Genomic DNA, 19,859 nt, shown 5'->3' on the forward strand with positions numbered 1-19,859 from the left:
TATGGTATGTTTTGAGCCTTGACAGGCAGCAGTGAATTGAGAATGCAACATTATAAGACAAGCTTAGCAGATGAAGCGGCGACACTCGCGTTAGGAAAGAGTTTCGCACATTGTTTACGCGCGGGACTCATCATCTATTTGAATGGAGATCTTGGTGCTGGCAAGACCGCCCTGACACGCGCAATTTTGCATGCATCGGGATATGTTGGTACGGTTAAAAGCCCAACCTATACTCTCGCTGAACCGTATCAAATTAGCGTTCAAGGAAATCGCATCAAACTGATGCACTTTGACTTATATCGTCTACGTAGTCCCGATGAATTCACCGAAGCGGGTTTCCGTGATGAGATTAATACAGAAACGATTTGTATCATCGAATGGCCCGACAAAGCGGATGGAGTTCTCCCTCTTCCTGATATTCAAATTGACATTACCATTCTCGACGAAGGTCGCGACGTCGACATCAGGGCACACACTGACAAAGGTGAGTCTAGTCTGTCACAATTGCGCTTTGCGCCCAATCTTTAATAGCATCCATTCACTATGCACAAGCGTCACCAGAAACTTACGTCCAACAGCACGTGTGCCGGGACCCGCCGTACGTTTCTTCAAGCAGGCGGCTGCTTGCTTTTATCGGTACTTGCGCCACAGACTGCGACTGCAATGCAAATTTTGGCAGTCCGCGTTTGGCCAGCAGCAGATTACACTCGGGTCACGCTTGAAAATGATGCTGAACTCAAAGCCAGCCATTTTCTCGTAAAGGATCCAAATCGACTCGTGGTCGAAATCGAAGGTTTAACTTTGAATACGACCTTAAAGGAGTTGGTCGCAAAGATACAAACCAATGATCCCTATATCAAACAAGTCCGTGTCGGACAAAATCGCCCAAATGTGGTGCGAATGGTATTTGATCTCAAAGAAGAAATTAACCCGCAAGTTTTCACTCTCAAGCCTATTGGTACTTATCAACACAGGTTGGTATTTGATTTATATCCAGCGAATCCCATCGATCCAATCACCGCGTTGATTGAAAAAGGCGAATGGCAAAAAGAGGATGCCTTAAGTGCTGCGGTAGCAGGTAACAAGTCAGTGCCCGGAATACAATCAAACAAATCTGAGAAGCTTGCCAAACCCGCCGAAGCAGGTGACAAACGCAATAGCGAAACCAATAACGATGCGAAAGACCAAAACAAACAAATTCCTATGATCACCATCGCACTCGATCCTGGTCATGGTGGCGAGGATCCTGGTGCAATAGGACGCGGTGGAAGTCGCGAGAAAGATGTGGTGTTGGCGATCGCCAAGCGCCTCAAGCATCATCTTGAGAAGGAAGAACATATACGCGTGATGCTAACTCGCGACGCTGACTATTTCGTTCCATTGCAAACCCGCGTAAGTAAGGCCCGTAGCGTCCAAGCGGATTTACTGGTTTCTATTCATGCTGATGCCTTTGTTGAGCCAACTGCGCGTGGCTCTTCTGTTTTTGTACTGTCAGAACGCGGTGCAACTTCAACCGCAGCGCGCTGGCTCGCGAAAAAAGAAAACGATGCGGATTTGATCGGCGGTATCAATCTTAAGAATCAAGATAAACAACTTGCCGGTGTTTTATTAGACTTATCGACGACCGCTCAAATTAATGACAGTATCAAAGTAGGAAAAGTGGTTCTAAAAGAGATTGCGTCGATCAATCGATTGCACAAAGCATCGGTCGAGCAGGCTGGTTTCGTGGTCTTAAAAGCGCCTGATATTCCGAGTATTTTAATCGAGTCAGCATTCATCTCGAATCCAGAAGAAGAAGCGAAATTGACCGATGAAGCCTATCAAAATGAGTTAGCGGAGGCAATCGTGAAAGGGATTAAAAAATACTTCGCGAAGAATCCCCCGCTACAACGCAGCAAACTCGCCTGAACCAGCGAGTAACTGCGCTTGTACGTGACTAGAACGCCGGTACCACGGCCCCCTTATAGCGCTCTTGAATAAATTTTTTCACTTCGGGTGAATTCAGCGCAGCAGCTAGCTTCTTGAAAGCCGGAGAATTTTTATTGTCTTCACGTGCAACCAATAAATTTGCATACGGCGAATTCGCATCCTCAATAAACAGTGAATCTTTCAAAGGATTCAGTTTGGCCTCAATCGCATAATTGGTATTAATCAGTGCCAAATCAACTTGCCCCAAAATACGCGGTAAGGTCGCTGCCTCCAGCTCCTTAAATTTCAAATTTTTCGGATTTTCAACAATATCTTTTTTCGTCGCCGAGATATTATTCAGATCTTTCAACTTCAACAGACCTTGCTTCGCCAAGAGAATTAAAGCACGACCTGAATTGGCTGGATCATTCGGAATGGCAACCGTTGCTCCATTCGGTAAATCACTAAGTTTTTTATATTTACTTGAATAGCCTGCAAATGGTTCGACATGGACCTTCACCAAAGGAACCTGTAGATCGTTTTTATGGCTTTTCTTAAATTCATTTAAATACGGTTGCGTTAAGTAGTAATTTCCGTCGAGATGTTTCTCATTAACCTGTACTCCTGGTTGAATATAGTCGGTGAAAACTTTGATCTTTAAGTTCACACCTTGTTTCGCCAATTGCGGCTTAACGAATTCTAAGATCTCAGCATGTGGCACAGGATTCGCAGCAATCGTTAAAGACTCTTGTGCTTGCACTGCTCCAATAAAAAAGGGCAAAACGACACTAGCGATTACCGCGACACGACGTGAAAAGAGGAATAAAGCAGACATAAAACCTTTCAATTTTTTTCAATTATTTATTTACGGGTAAACTTAGCCACCAGTAGATCGCCCCACCACTGAAACAACTGTACCAAGATCACCAAAATCGCCACGGTGACGACCATGACTTCCGTTTGAAAACGTTGATAGCCATAACGTAAAGCGAGATCACCTAAGCCACCGCCGCCAATGACGCCAGACATCGCAGAATAAGACACTAAAGCAATCGTGGTCACAGTCGTTGCGGCCAATAATCCCGGCAAGGCCTCAGGCAACAAAGCCTGCAAAATAATTTGATGTGTCTTTGCCCCCATTGCTTGACAGGCTTCGATAATACCTTTGTCGACATCACGTAACACATTTTCGACCAATCTTGCAAAAAATGGCGTCGTTCCAATCACCAATGGTGGTATCGTTCCAGCCACGCCTAAGGATGTCCCCACCAACAACAGAGTAAAAGGAATCAGTACGATCAGTAAAATAATGAAAGGAACCGAACGCAGCATATTGACGACGAACGAAAGTAAAGCGTAAATACCACGCTGCTCAAGCAACTGCTGCTTACTCGTCAAAAACAGCAGTACACCTAGCGGTAGTCCCAAGAGTATTGTAAAAATCAAAGACACTCCCGTCATGGTCAGCGTATCGAGTGTCGCCTGAAAAATATCTGCCCAATCAATTAAAGCGAAGTCCATCTTATTTTCCTCCGATCTGATTGAGCAAATGATTTAACACATCGACGCGTATATCTGCCCGCCCTAACAACTTCAAAACTTTATCGATTTCGTCCTCTGCGCCAATCACTTCGACGATCAACTGGCCATACGGTGTATTTTTAATGCGTGCGATGACGCCTTGCAAAATCGCAATTTCCGCGCTCGTCTGTGCCGTTATACGACTTAAAATCGGTTCATGTGTCGAATTGCCCACGTAGGTTAAACGTAATAAATGGCTGTGTTCACGACGCTTTCCACGCTGTGCTAATTCTTGTAGCAAGCTGAGATCTAGCGCTTGATTTTCTGCGACAAGACTCTGCGTCACGGCGTGGCGCGGATGTAGGAATACTTCTACTACATTGCCCACCTCAACGATCTCGCCCCGATCAATAACAGCGACGCGATCACAAATCGTACGAATCACTTGCATCTCATGCGTGATCAATACAATTGTTAGGCCTAATTGTTGATTAATCTCGAGCAACAACTTCAGAATTTGCTGTGTCGTTTCAGGATCTAACGCGGAAGTTGCTTCATCACAAAGCAATAAATGTGGGTAATTCGCCAAAGCGCGGGCAATTCCCACACGTTGTTTTTGTCCACCGGACAATTGGGCAGGATATTTATCAGCGTGTTCTTGCAAACCAACTAATTGCAATAATTCAGCGACGCGCTGCTGGCGTTCATTCGCATCATATTTACCCGTCAATTTCAGCGGGAACTCAATATTTTGGCTGACTGTCTTAGCGTTCAGCAAATTAAAATGCTGGAACACCATGCCAATACGTTGACGCAAAGCTTGCAGTTGTCCAGCTTGAAACTGACTAATATCCTCGCCTTCAAAGATGACTTTGCCACGTGTTGGTCGTTCCAGTAAGTTCAAAGCACGCAATAAGGTGCTTTTACCCGCGCCTGAGCGCCCGATGATGCCAAAGACTTCGCCTTGTTCAATCTTTAGATTGATGTCGCTTAGCGCAGGTATTGCACGTCCTTGAACCACATACTCTTTTTCTAACTGGGTGATTTCTATCACTGAAAATATCCTTCTGTCTATTTGCGTTCCTACCTAGTTGATGTCAGCTAAACTAGTGCTACACAAAGTCCCCACATTCTAACGAACTCACATACCACTTTCCAATCATTTAAAAAGCTATGCTTATAAGGTAGGGGCATTTAGTCATTTGAAATGTTCAAATCATCCCTTTTATTCGGGCTGAATAATCGAATCGCAAGCCACGTCCGCCGCAATTGAGCGACGAATCCAACGGCGAAACAAAGGAACAAGCCATGCGGGTAGAGCTTTGACATAATGAGATGGCCGGAGCAGCATGCCACAGCGATACTGTTGCGCTTCAATTGACCATTCAAGCGCACGACAAGTTCCGTGCCACTGCCATAGGAACACGCGAGAAACGGGACAAGGGCTGGCCGCACAACAAACCCCGCAACCATTGCACGGCTGTCCCGCTTTTGGCTTATTTGGGGCTTGAACTTGAAGCCATATAATCTGTTGGTGTTCAGGGGTTTTCATCGCTCACCCATACATAACCATGCCAACACACCACCCCACAACCCCGTAAGAACGCGCTTATTTAGAACACTTAAGCAGGAGAATCTACGGTGTTTTTTTGGAAAATAAACGACGACCAAATTTCCATGCGAGGCCGAGAATGATCGGAACAATTGCCGCACCAACTCCTATCATTACGATGATAGAGAGATTATTCTTGATGAGGGGGATATGTCCAAAATAATACCCTGCCAATACCAAAGAACCAATCCAAAGGATCGCACCCAGTACATTAAAGAACTGAAAATTCTTATGGCTCATTTCAGAAAAGCCCGCCACAAACGGTGCAAAGGTTCGAACGATGGGGGTAAAGCGGGCCAGTACGATCGTTTTACCACCATGTTTTTCGTAAAAGGCATGGGTTTTTTCTAATGCAGATTTGTCTATCCAGCGTGAATTGCTGGCCATGACGCGATGCCCAATACTTGCGCCTATCCAATAATTAATCGTATTTCCGACGATAGAGGCGACCAATAACAGTATGATCAAGAACCAAGGATTCATGGCTCCCGCAGCGCAAAAGGTCCCCGCGATAAACAACAAAGAATCCCCCGGCAAAAACGGAAAAATAACAAACGCGGTTTCACAAAAAATGATGGCAAAAAGGACGACATAAATTAAGGTGCCGTATTGTTCAATGAGTTGTCCCATTTTATCGACATGCAACACCATATCTAAAAACTGCATCAAATCCATAATGCTCAACTTTCTGTGAGGGAAAATTCTGACGATTGAATGAAATAAACACTGCTGAAAACACGCAAGCAATGAACTCGCGGCGACATCATACACCAAGCGAACCCAGTTATAATGACAGCATGACGACATCCTACTCTCCACGCCCAATTCTGGCCTTGCCAGACCATTTAATTTCACAAATTGCCGCCGGTGAGGTGGTTGAACGCCCTTCTGCCGTAGTAAAAGAATTACTCGAAAATGCATTGGATGCAGGGGCGACAAATATCACAGTCCGACTTGAAGAAGGCGGCGTCAAGCGTATTGCGATCATCGATAATGGGCGCGGCATTCCTGCGGATCAGCTACCGTTAGCGATGCAAAGGCACGCGACCTCAAAAATTAGCTCGCTAGAAGAACTAGAAAATGTCGCAACACTCGGATTCCGTGGCGAAGCTCTTGCCTCGATTTCCTCTGTCGCAGTACTCAGTCTTACAACACGCACTGCGGATGCACCACATGCATGGCAAATCGAAAATGGCAAAGTCACGCCCGCATCTGGAGCGCAAGGAACGACCGTGGATGTGCAAGATTTGTATTACAACACACCAGCAAGACGGAAATTTCTCAAATCGGAGCAAACCGAATTTGGGCATTGTGCTGAAGTAGTACGCCGCATCGCGCTCGCACGTCCGGACGTATCATTCTCGCTCTCGCATAATGGCAAAATTGTTGATCACTGGAACATCAGTGCGATCGACAAACGTAGCGCGACCATACTTGGCGAAGGATTCGCTGCCGCCCGGCTACCCATTGATGAAAGCGCAGGCCCTCTGCGACTACACGGCTTCATAGGACTGCCAACTGCGTCAAAAGGCCGCGCCGACTCGCAATACTTTTATGTCAATGGACGATTTGTCCGAGACAAATTGCTCACCCATGCAGTCCGCGCTGCCTATCAAGACGTTCTCCATGGGGATCGCTATCCCTCGTATGTGATCGCCCTGGATTTGGACCCTGCGTTGGTCGATGTGAATGTCCATCCATCCAAAATTGAAGTCCGCTTTCGCGATAGTCGCGCAGTACACCAATTTGTTTTCCATGCAGTCAATCGCGCTTTAGCGCAAACTTCAGCCACTGCATTTGGTACCGTTCCTGGCCCAGCCACAGCAGGAATCGCCGAGAATGGCGAGCTAAGAAGTCGACTACCATGGATTGGAGGAGAGCAAACCAGTTTCTCGACACAATTTGCCACGCCAGCGTTTTCGGAATCTGGGACCCGCACCGCCTCCCCCATCGGAGGCGCAGCCTATGACTACCAATTTATGCAGCAACGAGCGCAAGTTGCAGGCATAGGACAGTCCACCGAACAATACGGAGCACTGTTTAGCGGCAATTCCTCTGTCAATATTGGGGCCTCCTCGACTTCGTCAACCGATGAGCATCCGCTTGGTTTTGCACTGGCCCAACTCCACGGCATTTACGTCCTAGCGCAAAATAGCAAGGGCTTGGTTCTCATCGATATGCATGCTGCGCACGAGCGCATTCTTTATGAACAACTAAAAAATGCACTCGATGAAAATGCGATGCCGATTCAATCACTCTTGATTCCCATGACTTTCCATGCCGATGCTGTCGAAGTCGGCACAGCGGAAGAAAATCAAGATATTTTGCAATCTCTCGGGTTCGACATTGCAGCGATCTCACCCACCACCTTAGCGGTTCGTGCTGTTCCAGCTCTGTTAAAAAATGCAGATGCCCAATCGCTAGCCCGTGATGTCCTACGCGAGGTCAGAGAGTTTGGTGGCTCACGCGTCCTCATTGATCGACGCAATGAATTACTCGGTACACTTGCTTGTCATACCGCTGTTCGTGCCAATCGCAGCCTGACGATCGTCGAAATGAACGCACTCTTGCGGCAAATGGAACAAACCGAACGAGCAGATCAATGCAATCATGGTCGTCCAACTTGGGTCCAGCTAGGAATGAGCGATCTAGACCGCATGTTTATGCGTGGCCAATAGTTTGTTTTAAAGACCTAAAGGCCTCAGCCCAGCGATTTCAAAGCGTCAAACGTAGCGGGCTAAGGGCGCGATCAAATTATTGAAACGAACAACACCATGCCACAACAAAAAATCATTGCAATCATGGGACCTACCGCTTCCGGCAAAACTGCCGCAGCCTTAGCCATCGCCCGCGAAGTACCGGCAGAAATCATTTCGGTCGATTCTGCACTGGTTTACCGAGACATGAATATTGGCACAGCCAAGCCGAATTCAGAGGAACTCGCAGCCGCTCCCCATCACCTGATTGATATTATCGATCCAAGCGAAGCCTATTCCGTTGCGCAATTTCTCAATGACAGCGCTCGCCTAGTCAAAGAAATTCAACTGCGTGGGAAGCTCCCCATCTTAGTCGGTGGCACCATGATGTACTATAAAGCCCTGATCAACGGTATTGATGATCTGCCACCGGCCGACCCAACGATTCGCACTCAACTCGAATCAGAGATGGCACAAGTTGGCGTCGCAGGATTGCACGCACGCTTAATGCAAGTCGATCCAATTACTGCCGCGCGCCTCCAAGTTAACGATAGCCAACGCATACAACGCGCACTCGAAATTTATCAACTGACGGGACAAGCGATGTCGACCTTGATCTCGCAACAAGTGCGGCCAAGTGCGCCATTCCAACTGCACGCCATATCATTAGAACCGAGTGATCGGGCTTTTTTACACGAACGCATCGCCAAACGATTTGACGACATGTTGGAACAGGGCTTTATCGACGAAGTACGGCGACTTAAACAAAGACCAGATCTCACGCCCGATCTCCCTTCAATCCGCTGTGTCGGTTATCGCCAAGCGTGGGACTACCTAGAAGGTCATATTCCGTTTCAAGAAATGCGCGAGCGCGGCATCATCGCAACACGTCAATTAGCAAAACGTCAATTGACCTGGTGTCGCTCTATTCCTGAGCGAATTATTATCGATTGCACAAAAAACACAATTAACGAACAAGTTCTTGTCCAATCGCACGAGCTAATCAAGGCGATTTAAACCAACTTGAGCGATGTTAATGTATTTTAAATATCGAGAACAAACGCATCACATTATTTCTTGACGCATCAGACTTCAACTGGCATAATCTTGGGCTTCTTGGTGATATAGCTCAGTTGGTTAGAGCACAGCACTCATAATGCTGGGGTCGGTGGTTCAAGTCCACCTATCACCACCAGAACACAAAGCCCTGTTAGCAATAACAGGGCTTTTTTGTTAGCCTTTTTCTTTCTCAGCACAACTCCACGTTTTACCTATTCACTTGAGACAGATTTGAGACGGCTTTGAACCACTCAGATCAAATTATCCAATTTATTCAACAGGGTAATCCCCACATTTTTAATGCGGGCGATAAGTAGAAACTAAGCGGCAAGTTCGCGGCCTTGAGGAAACTGGTCAAGGATGGTGGGTAATGAGAAAAGCCGAGACCAGCGTTGCAGTATTTCCTCTTGGCTTAGGTTCGCCGCAGCCTCACGATCCACATGCAGCACCACAAGGTAATGGTTCGACATGACTGCATACGCGCACACCTACATCGCAAACACTTCAGAGAGCTCGGCCAAGCGCTCCACCACCCAGCCTTTACGATGCGAAAAATCTTGCCCAGAGAAATGATCTTTACCCCACAAGAAAGCACGACGAACACAGCGCCCTATGCAGTGATAATACGGTGTTGCCTCCAAAGAGATATAACGACTACGTGCCATCGGCATGAACCACCTCCTCCATTTTGAGAAAAATTGAGAGTGGCTTCAGCCTAGGTCAAACAATTATTAAATTGCAAGATTATTTATTAAAATATTACCTTTTGAGATGGGTGTCTTTTGTTTGTTTTCTTTGCAAAGCGTCGCAATATTCAGAACACGCGAACTCACAAAATTTCACAAAAAAAAAGATGAAATATCGAATATCCCCCTCGTTACTGGCAATTAAAGAAAAGTTTCCGCGCACCATCTCTTAATACAGATTTACCTTTGCCCGAAATTTCCTCTTGAGTTTTCGCGCAATAATTATTAGTTAGATTGATTACAATATCGACATTTAGTCAATTAAAATTGGAACACAACAGAGAATCGCCGCTTGGTATGTCGAAATTGGTTTTGGCTAATTTGAAATCTTCCAAGCGAAAATGTTTGGGACAATAGTAAAGCTCAAAAATTGGGAATTTAAATGAGATATTTTGGAATGTTGACTGTTGTACTTACACTTGCTTCTGCAAGCATTTCGCAAGCAAGTCTATTGAAAGAAGCAGTCATAGCGAATGAAAAGGATGATTTGTTAGCAGAATTTCGAAAGTTGATGCCGCTAGCAAAGTCGGGCGATGTCAAAGCACAACATTACATCGGCTTAATGTACATTACTGGCGAAGGTGTCCCCAAAGATATTCAGCAGGGTCTCATTTGGTTACGCAAGGCCGCCGATCAAGGTGATGCTGACGCACAGAGCAGTCTCGGTTTGCTGTACTCTAAAGGCGAAAGTGTGCCGAAAGACGATCAACAGGCGCTCCTTTGGTTTGTTAAGGCTGCCGAACAAGGCGAAGCCACGGCACAGTATAACCTCAGCTCAATGTATATTAATGGCGAAGGTGTCCCGAATGATATTCAACAGGGTCTCGTTTGGTTACGCAAGGCCGCCGATCAAGGGATTGCCGTTGCACAATACAATCTCGGTGCGATGTATGCTCACGGCTTTGGTGTACCGAAAGACACCCAACAAGCTTTGATTTGGTTTCGTAAGGCGGCGGATCAAGGTGATGCCGACGCACAGAGCAATCTTGGCGTTTTATATTCTTCTGGCGATGGTTTACCGAAAGACGATCAACAGGCGCTCTTTTGGTTTAGTAAGGCGGCCGATCAAGGCGATGCCGACTCACAATATGCTCTTGGCTTAATCTATGTCCTAGGCAAAGGTGTACCCAAAGATAATCAACAGGCACTCAATTGGTTTCGCAAGGCGGCTGAACAAGGCGTGGCGAACGCTCAATACAATCTCGGCTTTTTGTATTCTACTGGGGAAGGTGTGCAAAAAAACAATGAGCAGGCACTGATGTGGTTGCGCAAAGCGGCTGATCAAGGCGTTACTGAAGCACAAACCAACCTCGGCTTAATGTATGCTAAAGGCGAAGGCGTCCAGAAAGACGAACAGCAAGCATATTTCTGGTGGCTATTGGCGAATACAAAAGGTAATGCCGATACAGCGAGGAATCTCAGTATTGTTGAACGAAAATTGACTCCACAGCAACGAGCAATCGTACAAGCACAGGCAAGTGATTGGAAACCGCGCAAGTAGGTGCGAGAAAACAACTTTCAAATTATCGTTTTTTTCAAACAAACCAACATCTATTCCTTACCCTGAGATTAAATACCCAAGCAAAAGTCTTTGTTGGTATCTATGTTGGTATAAATCGAATTAAAAAATCACAAATTCATTTACAGCAAAGGATTTCAGGCACTATTCAATTCCACCAATCCCACCAGAACACAAAGCCCTGTTAGCAATAACAGGGCTTTTTTGTTTTATCAAAATTCCTCGATTCAACTCCGTCTTTTTCCTGCCAACATCAAACTGTTTGAGACAGTTTGAGTTGATATTGTTATGTGAAACGCAAAGAAAAATAGCGGGCACACTGCTTGCATCACTCAACCTAGAGGTGCAGAGTCCCATTCTTTTCAGTCTCGGACATTCGAACAAATATCGACAACGAATTTCAAGCTATCGACACCATTGGCACCTTATTGTTGATTTAAAAGCGCGTTCAGCTTTTCACGCGTTTCTTTCATTTCGCCGAATTCCAAGGCACGTTGAAAACTCTCGATCGCCTTTGATTTATCTCCTTTGGCTAAATACAGATCACCTAAGCAATCATAACTATTGGAATCACTCGGGTAATTGCTAACTAACTGTTGAAAAAAATATTCGGATTTATCGAATTGCTTACGGTTTAAAAACATATAACCCAAATTGACCAACTCATCGCTTTCTGGTCGGACGGTATATCCCATTTTCATAGAGAGATCTCGATAGTGCGCCGAAAAATGACGAACGATATCGAAACGAAGATTGTCACGATCTTTCTCACCCATTTTCAGCGGATAAAAATCAAATATAAAACGCAACGCGTCAATTTGTCCCTGTAAGGTCACAGAATTGTGATTATCTTCAGGATAGTAGCGTTGAACTAAACGCAAATTTAAATTTTTGTGTTTGGCAATTTCATCGCTAAGCTCTAAATTGGCACGGGCTAAATCGCTACTACTCGTTTTATCATATCGAAGTTGCTTTAGACTTACCGGTTTTTCCATGTGATTGGCGATCGCCAAGAACAATGTTTTTCCAGCCAGCGAAGAAGTAGCCATTCGACTTTTTGCATCTTTAACTATTTGATGCCCGTTCCACCAAAGCGCACCTTCGAGAGAAATATAATTTTGAAATAATTGAGGTCGATGCACCAAGCCATGGACAACAGTTAAACCACCCACCGAATGTCCGACAAAGGTTCGATAAGGTGCTGTCCGATATGTCAGGTCAACATAAGGAACCAGTTCTTTTTCTATGTAATCTAAGAATTGATCGCCACCACCACTCGCGCCAGAATATTCCTTGTCTTTGCCAAATGTCAGGTCGACCATTCTGTCTCCCTGAATAATCCCAACGACAATCATCTTTGGAATAAGGCGCAATTCACTCAAGTGCTCTGTGATCGCGACTAGAGATCGAAACTGCGAGTCACCATCGAGCACATAGATAACGGGGTAGCGTTGCACTGTGTTTCTTTGGTAGCCATCAGGCAAATGAACCCAAAATTTTCGTTCTGCTTGCAGCATGACTGACTGCGAATTGACTTCAAAACCGATTACAAGAGGATTTTGTTCTTGCGCGTGGAGAAAAGGAACGACACAAAGTAAGGCAGTCAAAATCAAAAGTTTTTTCATAAGGATCTAATCCAATGGTATCGAAATCAATCAGAATGAGTACGAACGAATTAAAGGATATCGATTCGTATCAATAGCAACTAGGCGCGCTGACGAAGTTAGTAAATTCCACGTTAATAAAGTTCCGTTAAATTAAAATCACTGCGCAGCTCCAATGCGATCCTCTTCTCGACTTTAGCGTAAATTTGTGCAGAAGAAAGCTCCATCGGCCTATATTAAATGTATTTTGGCTAGAGATCGTTTTTTAAAATGTCGTCGATTTTTATTCTGCATACTAAGGCGCTAACTGGTACTAGGTCATGCGGGGGTTGCTAAATATACACAACACACACTCTAGTTCGTACAATATTAAAATCTCACGAGAAACGATGCCGTCGGAAAAGTAGCACTGGAAGTCCACGCAATTACTTTGATTTACTCACTTCGTAACGCTGAGATGACCACTGTCAATCTCGACCATGTGTTTGATGTTGGACTCGTTACACACCTAAGCAGAGAGGAATTAGATAATTTTTTCCGCGCCGCACCAAATCTACCCTTACTTCAATATCTATTGCTCAGCGAAGCTGTAGCGTGTTCAACTTGCCGCATTGGGGAATATTTCACTAGATAAATTTTGAAATATAGTCGAATATCCAAAATGGCGAAGCGGATGATATCGAAAACGGCATTTGCCAAGCGTGAAGACTAATCGCGCATTGCTTTTAAAACTCCAATTAATGGTCGTTGCGTTTGATCGGCTTGATGTCGGTCTTATCAAACATGAATAAAAACAATCTTTCAATTCCACCCACTCAATTACACAACAAACGACAGCTGCTTGCCTTAGGTGTTAGCTTTGTTATTCTGTTTTTTATCTTTTGTGCCGTCGTCACTTTGAACTATTTGCGACATGAAGCCTATGCGCAGGCACGTAAGACAACTGAGAACCTTGCAAGCTCGATTGAACAAACCTTCGATGGGATGATCGATACAATTGATGTCGCACTCCTCTCGGTCGTCGATCAAATCCAATACGCAAAGTCGAGTGATGCGATCAATGCCATCTTAAGCTCACAAGCCCATCGTGTACCGCATGTCGCTTTCATGCGGATTACCGATGAGTACGGCCTTGTCATCCATGGCGCGGACAGTCACCAAGAGCCCGTCTATTTAAATGATCGCGAATTCTTTCAGGAACTAGCAAACAACCCACAGCTTGGATTAGCGATTAGTGAACCGCTGTTTGGGAAGATTACAAAACGTTGGCTCTGGACTTTCGCTCGCAGAATAAACAAGCCTGACGGGCGGTTCGGGGGCATGGTGTACGCCTCAATCTTCACAGACGATTTAGAAAAACTTTTTCAAAAAATTCAGATCGGCTCGGGCGGTTCGATCGCTCTACGCGACCAACAGTTGCGTCTGATTGCCCGTACTACATTTGATCGCAGCAATCCGATTCCGATAGGTAGTGCCAGCTTATCACTTCCATTTCAACAGTCATTCAAGAGGAATCCGACCCAAGGCAACTACATTAGTGACGCGACAAGTACTGACCCTTTGACGCGGAGCTACTCGTACCAGCGTAGTGCCAAATATGGCTATCTGGTGAATGTCGGACTTGAATTAGATATCGCACTGCAAACTTGGGACAATCAGCTAAAAGTAGCGATCGCGGTAATTAGCTTATTCGCGCTCACCCTCTTTTTTTTAGTCAGACGAGTCGACTATGTTTGGCGCCAATATGACTCTGCGATGAAGACTCTTGAGGACAGCAAACAAGCATTACAAGAGAAACATCAACTCTTGATCAATTCAGAAAACCAGCATCGTTCAATTTTAGAAAAACTCTATACGGCAATCGTCGTCCACGCGCCAGATAGCCGCATTATTTTTAGTAATTCACGCGCCTCCGAATTATTAGGTCTATCAGAAGATCAATTGCATGGAAAAGTAGCGATTGATCCGGCGTGGTGTTTTACTGACGAGAATGGTAGACGATTAAGCCCCGAACACTATCCAGTCCAACGAGCACTAAGTACACGGCAATCCTTTTCAGAAATGGTGATTGGAATTCGGCGTCCCGACGACCATGAGACTTGTTGGGTCCAAGTCAGTGCATTTCCCGAGCTGGATGAGGCGGGAAATATTTTTCAAATTGTCGTCAACTTCAATGACATCACTGAGCGCAAAGAAGCTGAAATGCGCTGGCAATTTGCTTTGGAAGGTGCGGGTGACGGCGTATGGGATATCAACCTCATTTCGAAAAAGGGTAACTTTTCTAAACGATACTTGGAGATGTTAGGCTATAGCGAAGGGCGATTCGCGAATAATTATGAGGAGATCTATCAACTCATCCATCCTGATGATTTTGCGTGTCTTATCGATCAGATGGAGGAGCATATTCAACATCGAACATCGCAGTTTGCCGCTGAATTTAGAATGCGATGCCAAGACGGCTCGTATAAATGGATTTTTGGTCGCGGCATCGTCGTTAGCACCGACGAATTTGGAAGATCAATCCGAATGGTGGGTACCCATACCGATATTTCAGCAATGAAAAATGTCGAAGCCAAAATTTGGACTGAAGCGAACTATGATCCTTTAACGAAACTCCCCAATCGTCGACTCTTCTACGACCGTATCGAAGAGAATGTAAAGAAAGCCAAGCGTGAGCACGAAACGATTGCATTGCTCTTTATCGATTTAGATCATTTTAAAGAGGTAAACGACACGCTGGGTCACGACGTTGGCGATCAATTGCTGATTCAAGCAGCCGATCGCATCAAATCTTCCGTACGTATTTACGACACGGTCGCACGCCTCGGTGGTGATGAATTTACCGTGATTTTGACGGGATTTCATCAAAGCGCTGATATCGCCAATCTCGCTGGAAAAATAATTGACCATTTATCTGAAGCATTTGTCATCGGTGGCGTCGAATCATATGTCTCGGCGAGTATTGGAATCGCACTGTATCCCGACGATGCGAACACCGTCGTCGAGTTAACACGGAACGCAGACCAAGCAATGTACTCAGCGAAAAATAGCGGTCGCCAATGTTTCCGCTTTTTTACCAAAACGATGCAGGAAAGTGCGACCCAGAGAATGCGTCTCACTACCGACTTGCGCCACGCCATTCGCCAAAATCAATTGCATGTCTACTACCAGCCCATTCTCGATTTACGGCAAAATCATTTCTACAAAGCCGAGGCTTTGCTGCGTTGGCAGCATCCAGAATTGGGATTTGTTTCACCGGCAGAGTTTATTCCTATTGCAGAAGACACCGGGATGATCCACGCAATCGGCGATTGGGTCTTTATGCAAACATTGGAACAAATCAAGTCCTGCCAAACCGTTCTCGGTCAAAGCGTACAAATTAGCGTTAATAAGTCTCCCGTTCAATTTTTAGAAGATCGAGGTGACCAACATCATTGGCTAGAATTAATGAACGAAGCCAATATTTCAGGAGAAAGTATCGTCATCGAGATTACCGAGGGCGTACTGATCAACAATGATGTCCGTGTTAGCCATAGTCTTTTGCAATGTCGTGATGCTGGGATACAGGTAGCGATTGACGACTTCGGTACGGGCTATTCTTCATTATCTTATCTAAAAAAATTCCACGTCGATTATCTCAAAATCGATCAGTCGTTCACCCAAAGTCTAAAGCTAGATTCATCTGAATTTGCACTTTGCGAGGCGATTATCGTCATGGCACATAAACTCGGTATGCAAGTGATTGCAGAGGGTGTGGAAACTGAAGAGCAATTGACCATCCTAAAGCAGATGGATTGCGATTTCGCACAAGGCTATCTACTCTCTCGTCCAATTCCGGCCGATCAATTGATGACATTCTTGCGACACAACAATCCGTCTGTGCCGAATGCATAACGGGGAGAGTCAGATTCTGGGTGGCGATACGCGATAACTTGCGTTGTCGCAATGTCGCTGATGAAAATTGGTGCATGATTTGATGCATGAACCTCCCATTGTATCGGCTCAACCTTCCGTTTTCATCATGCAGATCCCACACCATCGCGCTCGCCCATTAGCTCATAATCTGAATGAACTCAGGCATTTACTCGACTTGCAAACAGGGTTGAGCCACGAACGCTTGGGACAGTACTTACTCAACGAACGGTTGATCACGCCGGAAAATCTACGCGACGCTCTATCCATCGTACGCCACTCGGATTCAAAGAAACTAGGAGAAGTCCTGCTCGAATCAAACCTTCTGACAAAAGAATCACTTGAAAAAGCCTTACTCGATCAACTGGATATTCCAAGCTTAGTCTTAGATCAGTTCGAATTTGAAGCGCAAGCATTGATCCTCATTACGCCCGAGATTGCACAGCGTTACCAAGTGCTGCCTGTCATGCTGCATCGGGAGAGCCTCGTCATCTGCACTTCCCATCTACTGCCTCCTCAGGCCTATGATTTCATACGCTTCCTGTGTCAAAAAAATTTAATCAATGTGATTGCTGATGCGAAATCGGTGCAATCACGGATTGATCAATGCTATCTACAAAGATCAGAAGACGACGGCTTGCAATTATTCGAAGAAACGCTAGACCTTGAGGAAGACAATCCCGAGTCCTACAGCGATGCTGAATTTATGGCAAAACAGCAACCTATCGTCAAGCTCGTCGAATCGATTTTGCAGCAAGCCATTACTAGAAACGCTTCGGATATTCATATTCGCCCTGAGGCCAAGCATTTTGATCTGCTCTATCGCATTGATGGCAGTATGCTTAAGATAAAGGAATACCCGAAGAGCTTACTTCCTGCGGTCGTCGGCCGTATTAAGATCCTCGCCCGACTCAATATCGCAGAGCGCCGTTTACCTCAAGATGGGAGAATTACCTATCGCCTTGACAACAATAAAATCGACTTACGCATTTCGATTATTCCTGTTCAATTTGGCGAAAGCATCGTAGTTCGGGTACTAAACAAAAATCAAGGTTTACGAACCCTCGATGCCATCGGATTTGCACCGCATGACGAGGCGAATTTACACGATTTACTACATCGCTCACACGGAATTATTCTGGTCACAGGACCGACTGGATCGGGGAAATCCACAACTTTGTATGCTGCCTTGCTTGAAGTGGCGAAGTCAAACGTGAATATCATCACAATTGAAGACCCGATCGAATATGAATTATCAGGTACGCGCCAAATTCAGCTCATTCCAGCAATTCAATTTAGCTTTCCGCAGGCGCTTCGTCACATTTTGCGGCATGATCCAGATGTCATCATGATTGGAGAAATGCGCGATCTTGAAACCTGTAAAATCGCCATGGAGAGCGCCCTCACCGGACACTTGGTGTTCAGCACTTTGCATACAAACGATGCGGCGAGCAGTGTGATCCGTCTAATGGAAATGGGCATGGATCCCTATCTCATTCGTGCTTCCGTCATTGGTATCTTGGCACAACGTTTGGTGAGAAAAAACTGCCCACATTGTTTAGAAATTGAGCCCGTGACTCCCTTGATGCGCGCGCATTTGCGTTTATCAAACGATGAGGTGTTTTATCGAGGGAAAGGCTGCGAACATTGTCATTTCACAGGTTTTTCCGGACGTCTCGCCATCTATGAATTGATGATCATCGACGATACGATCAGGGCGGAAATTCAAAGTGATGTCTCTGCAGAGCGTCTTGCTAGCCTCGCACTCACACAAGGAATGACTTCGATTGCTGACAATGCCGTGTTACACGCAAGACTTCAGCGCACCTCAATCAGTGAAATCTATCGAGCATGTATGTAAGTCACTGTGCAATGATACCGACATCATTGATCTCGGTAGTTTATTCGGCAGTCATTGTCGCTTTTTCTGCTGCAGTCAAACGTTTTGCGCGAATCTCCACAACTTGAGTCACCACCATTTGCGACATTTCCAAATCGTAGGCCAATTTTTCTTCATCACTCATCCGTTTTGCACTGACTGTAATTGATTGAACAGGTGCGACACTCGCACCTACATCAGCGCTGGTTGCGACGTTCACAACGCCGACAAAAATCAATGTACTTAAGCAAGCAGAAGCGGCGGAAACAATTGCTGTAGCTGTGAATGTTTTCATGATATTTCTCCTAAATTAACACTAGAAAAGAAGCGAAAATTAGTCGGATATGATGTCTTTCTTTCGCTTTTTGTTTTATCGATTTGTGTTTCGATGTGTGTACTTTAGCGAAGCCCAATGTCAATCACCAGCGCGATGCGACGAAACGCAAAAAGACGGGAATCAACGACAGAAAATACCCTCTCAATGCAGAATCCTAAGCGCAACATACGGGCGATTGACATCGTCTCTCGCGTTCAAAATTGACTTAGATCGATCTCGTTTGACTGCATATCTCACCCGCATTTCAACTTGAGCACAATGTACCCTGTCCGTTTTAAGAGAATCGTCTATACCGAATATGGCATGCGTACATTGGCGGGCAAGGCGATCTTAAAAACGCATTTGATATTTAGTGAATCACCCACAAGGATAGACAAGGAAGAGATAGACTTCTCAAGTAAGCTACCAATCCCCAAAAGAGAGTGGGCCTTGGCTTTTAGAAAGGATGTTCGATAAGAATAGTAGGAAGAATGCGTGCCTGAAGAAGGTCGGATCACTACGCTTCAACACCTTGATAAATTCAAACGCGTTGATTTGTTGACGCCACTACGCCACAGGTTTTAAAGGTCGGCACGCGGACTTAAAACCGTCAATTTTCTTTTACGGATACATAGACATACTCTGTATCTAATACTGGTCGCTCTACTCAGCTGAGATTGCTGCTTTTTGCTCTGCAGTCAAACGCTTTGCACTGATCACCACAGTTTGAAACATTGCAGTTTCTTGATCATATGCCAGTTTTTCCGCTTCTGTCATACGAGCATGGCGCACTGTCACCGTTTGCACTGGGATAGGTGACGCTTCAACTTGGCTAGTTGTCGCAACATTGAGGATCCCAACAAAGATCAGCGAAGAGACACAAGCGGAAGCGGCAGAAACAATGGCAGTTGCAGTAAGTGTTTTCATGATAATTTCTCCTGATTCATTTAATGATGAGTAATAAGGAGCAAAAGGTGCAGTGCTGCTGTCGACATCTTGTTCCTTGATTTATCGAATTGGGTTTCGATGGATGTACTGTAATCAAGCTTAGAATCAAGTTCTAGCACTATGCGACGAAGTGCAGAAA

The 19,859-nt window shown here is 45.3% G+C and carries 15 protein-coding genes and 1 tRNA gene; 8 read left to right on the forward strand and 8 right to left on the reverse strand.

The window, feature by feature from the left end:
* Positions 1-42: 42 nt before the first annotated feature.
* On the forward strand, positions 43-528 hold the full coding sequence (gene tsaE, locus KDM90_RS05320) for a tRNA (adenosine(37)-N6)-threonylcarbamoyltransferase complex ATPase subunit type 1 TsaE (protein ID WP_212674575.1): 486 nt from the start codon (positions 43-45) through the stop codon (positions 526-528).
* Between the two features lie 15 nt (positions 529-543).
* Entirely contained in the window at positions 544-1,908 is a 1,365-nt protein-coding gene (locus KDM90_RS05325) for an N-acetylmuramoyl-L-alanine amidase (RefSeq protein ID WP_212674576.1), read from the forward strand.
* A gap of 28 nt (positions 1,909-1,936) precedes the next feature.
* On the opposite strand, the gene KDM90_RS05330 is transcribed toward KDM90_RS05325, so the two are convergent.
* The 4 genes from KDM90_RS05330 to KDM90_RS05345 all read right to left on the reverse strand — a co-directional run bounded on the left by KDM90_RS05330 (position 1,937) and on the right by KDM90_RS05345 (position 5,716).
* On the reverse strand, positions 1,937-2,743 hold the full coding sequence (locus KDM90_RS05330; RefSeq protein WP_212674577.1) for a MetQ/NlpA family ABC transporter substrate-binding protein: 807 nt from the start codon (positions 2,741-2,743) through the stop codon (positions 1,937-1,939).
* Between the two features lie 26 nt (positions 2,744-2,769).
* On the reverse strand, positions 2,770-3,429 hold the full coding sequence (locus tag KDM90_RS05335; RefSeq protein ID WP_212674578.1) for a methionine ABC transporter permease: 660 nt from the start codon (positions 3,427-3,429) through the stop codon (positions 2,770-2,772).
* A 1-nt stretch (position 3,430) separates the two neighbouring features.
* Positions 3,431-4,483: a methionine ABC transporter ATP-binding protein gene (locus KDM90_RS05340; protein WP_212674579.1), complete on the reverse strand. Its 1,053-nt coding sequence runs from the start codon at positions 4,481-4,483 to the stop codon at positions 3,431-3,433.
* A gap of 582 nt (positions 4,484-5,065) precedes the next feature.
* Positions 5,066-5,716: a VTT domain-containing protein gene (locus KDM90_RS05345; protein WP_212674580.1), complete on the reverse strand. Its 651-nt coding sequence runs from the start codon at positions 5,714-5,716 to the stop codon at positions 5,066-5,068.
* 122 nt (positions 5,717-5,838) lie between these two features.
* Between KDM90_RS05345 and mutL the strand changes: the two genes are divergently transcribed.
* From mutL to KDM90_RS05360, 3 genes are all read left to right on the forward strand, one after another.
* Complete coding sequence (gene mutL / locus KDM90_RS05350; RefSeq protein ID WP_212674581.1) at positions 5,839-7,719, forward strand: DNA mismatch repair endonuclease MutL; 1,881 nt, start codon at positions 5,839-5,841, stop codon at positions 7,717-7,719.
* 96 nt (positions 7,720-7,815) lie between these two features.
* A complete protein-coding gene (miaA, locus tag KDM90_RS05355) occupies positions 7,816-8,754 on the forward strand; it encodes a tRNA (adenosine(37)-N6)-dimethylallyltransferase MiaA (RefSeq protein WP_212674582.1) in 939 nt (312 codons plus the stop codon).
* A gap of 101 nt (positions 8,755-8,855) precedes the next feature.
* Positions 8,856-8,932: transfer RNA gene (locus KDM90_RS05360), tRNA-Met, on the forward strand.
* Positions 8,933-9,284: 352 nt separating this feature from the next.
* On the opposite strand, the gene KDM90_RS05365 is transcribed toward KDM90_RS05360, so the two are convergent.
* Entirely contained in the window at positions 9,285-9,467 is a 183-nt protein-coding gene (locus KDM90_RS05365) for a hypothetical protein (protein WP_212674583.1), read from the reverse strand.
* Between the two features lie 457 nt (positions 9,468-9,924).
* Between KDM90_RS05365 and KDM90_RS05370 the strand changes: the two genes are divergently transcribed.
* Positions 9,925-11,043, forward strand: coding sequence for an SEL1-like repeat protein (locus tag KDM90_RS05370; RefSeq protein ID WP_212674584.1), 1,119 nt, complete (start codon positions 9,925-9,927; stop codon positions 11,041-11,043).
* Between the two features lie 443 nt (positions 11,044-11,486).
* On the opposite strand, the gene KDM90_RS05375 is transcribed toward KDM90_RS05370, so the two are convergent.
* Positions 11,487-12,686, reverse strand: a complete 1,200-nt coding sequence (locus tag KDM90_RS05375) for an alpha/beta hydrolase-fold protein (RefSeq protein WP_212674585.1) — start codon at positions 12,684-12,686, stop codon at positions 11,487-11,489.
* A gap of 762 nt (positions 12,687-13,448) precedes the next feature.
* Between KDM90_RS05375 and KDM90_RS05380 the strand changes: the two genes are divergently transcribed.
* Both KDM90_RS05380 and KDM90_RS05385 read left to right on the forward strand, forming a co-directional pair.
* A complete protein-coding gene (locus KDM90_RS05380; protein WP_212674586.1) occupies positions 13,449-16,559 on the forward strand; it encodes a bifunctional diguanylate cyclase/phosphodiesterase in 3,111 nt (1,036 codons plus the stop codon).
* 82 nt (positions 16,560-16,641) lie between these two features.
* Complete coding sequence (locus KDM90_RS05385; protein ID WP_212674587.1) at positions 16,642-18,438, forward strand: GspE/PulE family protein; 1,797 nt, start codon at positions 16,642-16,644, stop codon at positions 18,436-18,438.
* A 40-nt stretch (positions 18,439-18,478) separates the two neighbouring features.
* Here the strand turns inward: KDM90_RS05385 and KDM90_RS05390 are convergent, their stop codons facing one another.
* Positions 18,479-18,751, reverse strand: coding sequence for a hypothetical protein (locus tag KDM90_RS05390; RefSeq protein ID WP_212674588.1), 273 nt, complete (start codon positions 18,749-18,751; stop codon positions 18,479-18,481).
* Between the two features lie 684 nt (positions 18,752-19,435).
* The gene (locus KDM90_RS05395) at positions 19,436-19,699 is read right to left on the reverse strand and encodes a hypothetical protein (RefSeq protein WP_212674589.1); all 264 of its coding nucleotides are present in this window, start codon (positions 19,697-19,699) and stop codon (positions 19,436-19,438) included.
* Positions 19,700-19,859: the final 160 nt, after the last annotated feature.

Source organism: Affinundibacterium fentianense (assembly GCF_018139545.1).
GTDB classification, from domain to species: domain Bacteria; phylum Pseudomonadota; class Gammaproteobacteria; order Burkholderiales; family Burkholderiaceae_D; genus Undibacterium; species Undibacterium fentianense.

Bases quoted from the DNA above. Each gene is read 5' to 3' on its own strand.
- KDM90_RS05325 (WP_212674576.1), top strand. From the start codon at position 544: ATGCACAAGCGTCACCAGAAACTTACGTCCAACAGCACGTGTGCCGGG.
- KDM90_RS05385 (WP_212674587.1), top strand. From the start codon at position 16,642: ATGCATGAACCTCCCATTGTATCGGCTCAACCTTCCGTTTTCATCATG.
- tsaE (WP_212674575.1), top strand. From the start codon at position 43: ATGCAACATTATAAGACAAGCTTAGCAGATGAAGCGGCGACACTCGCG.
- KDM90_RS05345 (WP_212674580.1), bottom strand. From the start codon at position 5,716: ATGGATTTGATGCAGTTTTTAGATATGGTGTTGCATGTCGATAAAATG.
- mutL (WP_212674581.1), top strand. From the start codon at position 5,839: ATGACGACATCCTACTCTCCACGCCCAATTCTGGCCTTGCCAGACCAT.
- KDM90_RS05335 (WP_212674578.1), bottom strand. From the start codon at position 3,429: ATGGACTTCGCTTTAATTGATTGGGCAGATATTTTTCAGGCGACACTC.
- KDM90_RS05370 (WP_212674584.1), top strand. From the start codon at position 9,925: ATGAGATATTTTGGAATGTTGACTGTTGTACTTACACTTGCTTCTGCA.
- miaA (WP_212674582.1), top strand. From the start codon at position 7,816: ATGCCACAACAAAAAATCATTGCAATCATGGGACCTACCGCTTCCGGC.
- KDM90_RS05395 (WP_212674589.1), bottom strand. From the start codon at position 19,699: ATGAAAACACTTACTGCAACTGCCATTGTTTCTGCCGCTTCCGCTTGT.
- KDM90_RS05375 (WP_212674585.1), bottom strand. From the start codon at position 12,686: ATGAAAAAACTTTTGATTTTGACTGCCTTACTTTGTGTCGTTCCTTTT.
- KDM90_RS05365 (WP_212674583.1), bottom strand. From the start codon at position 9,467: ATGCCGATGGCACGTAGTCGTTATATCTCTTTGGAGGCAACACCGTAT.
- KDM90_RS05390 (WP_212674588.1), bottom strand. From the start codon at position 18,751: ATGAAAACATTCACAGCTACAGCAATTGTTTCCGCCGCTTCTGCTTGC.
- KDM90_RS05330 (WP_212674577.1), bottom strand. From the start codon at position 2,743: ATGTCTGCTTTATTCCTCTTTTCACGTCGTGTCGCGGTAATCGCTAGT.
- KDM90_RS05380 (WP_212674586.1), top strand. From the start codon at position 13,449: ATGAATAAAAACAATCTTTCAATTCCACCCACTCAATTACACAACAAA.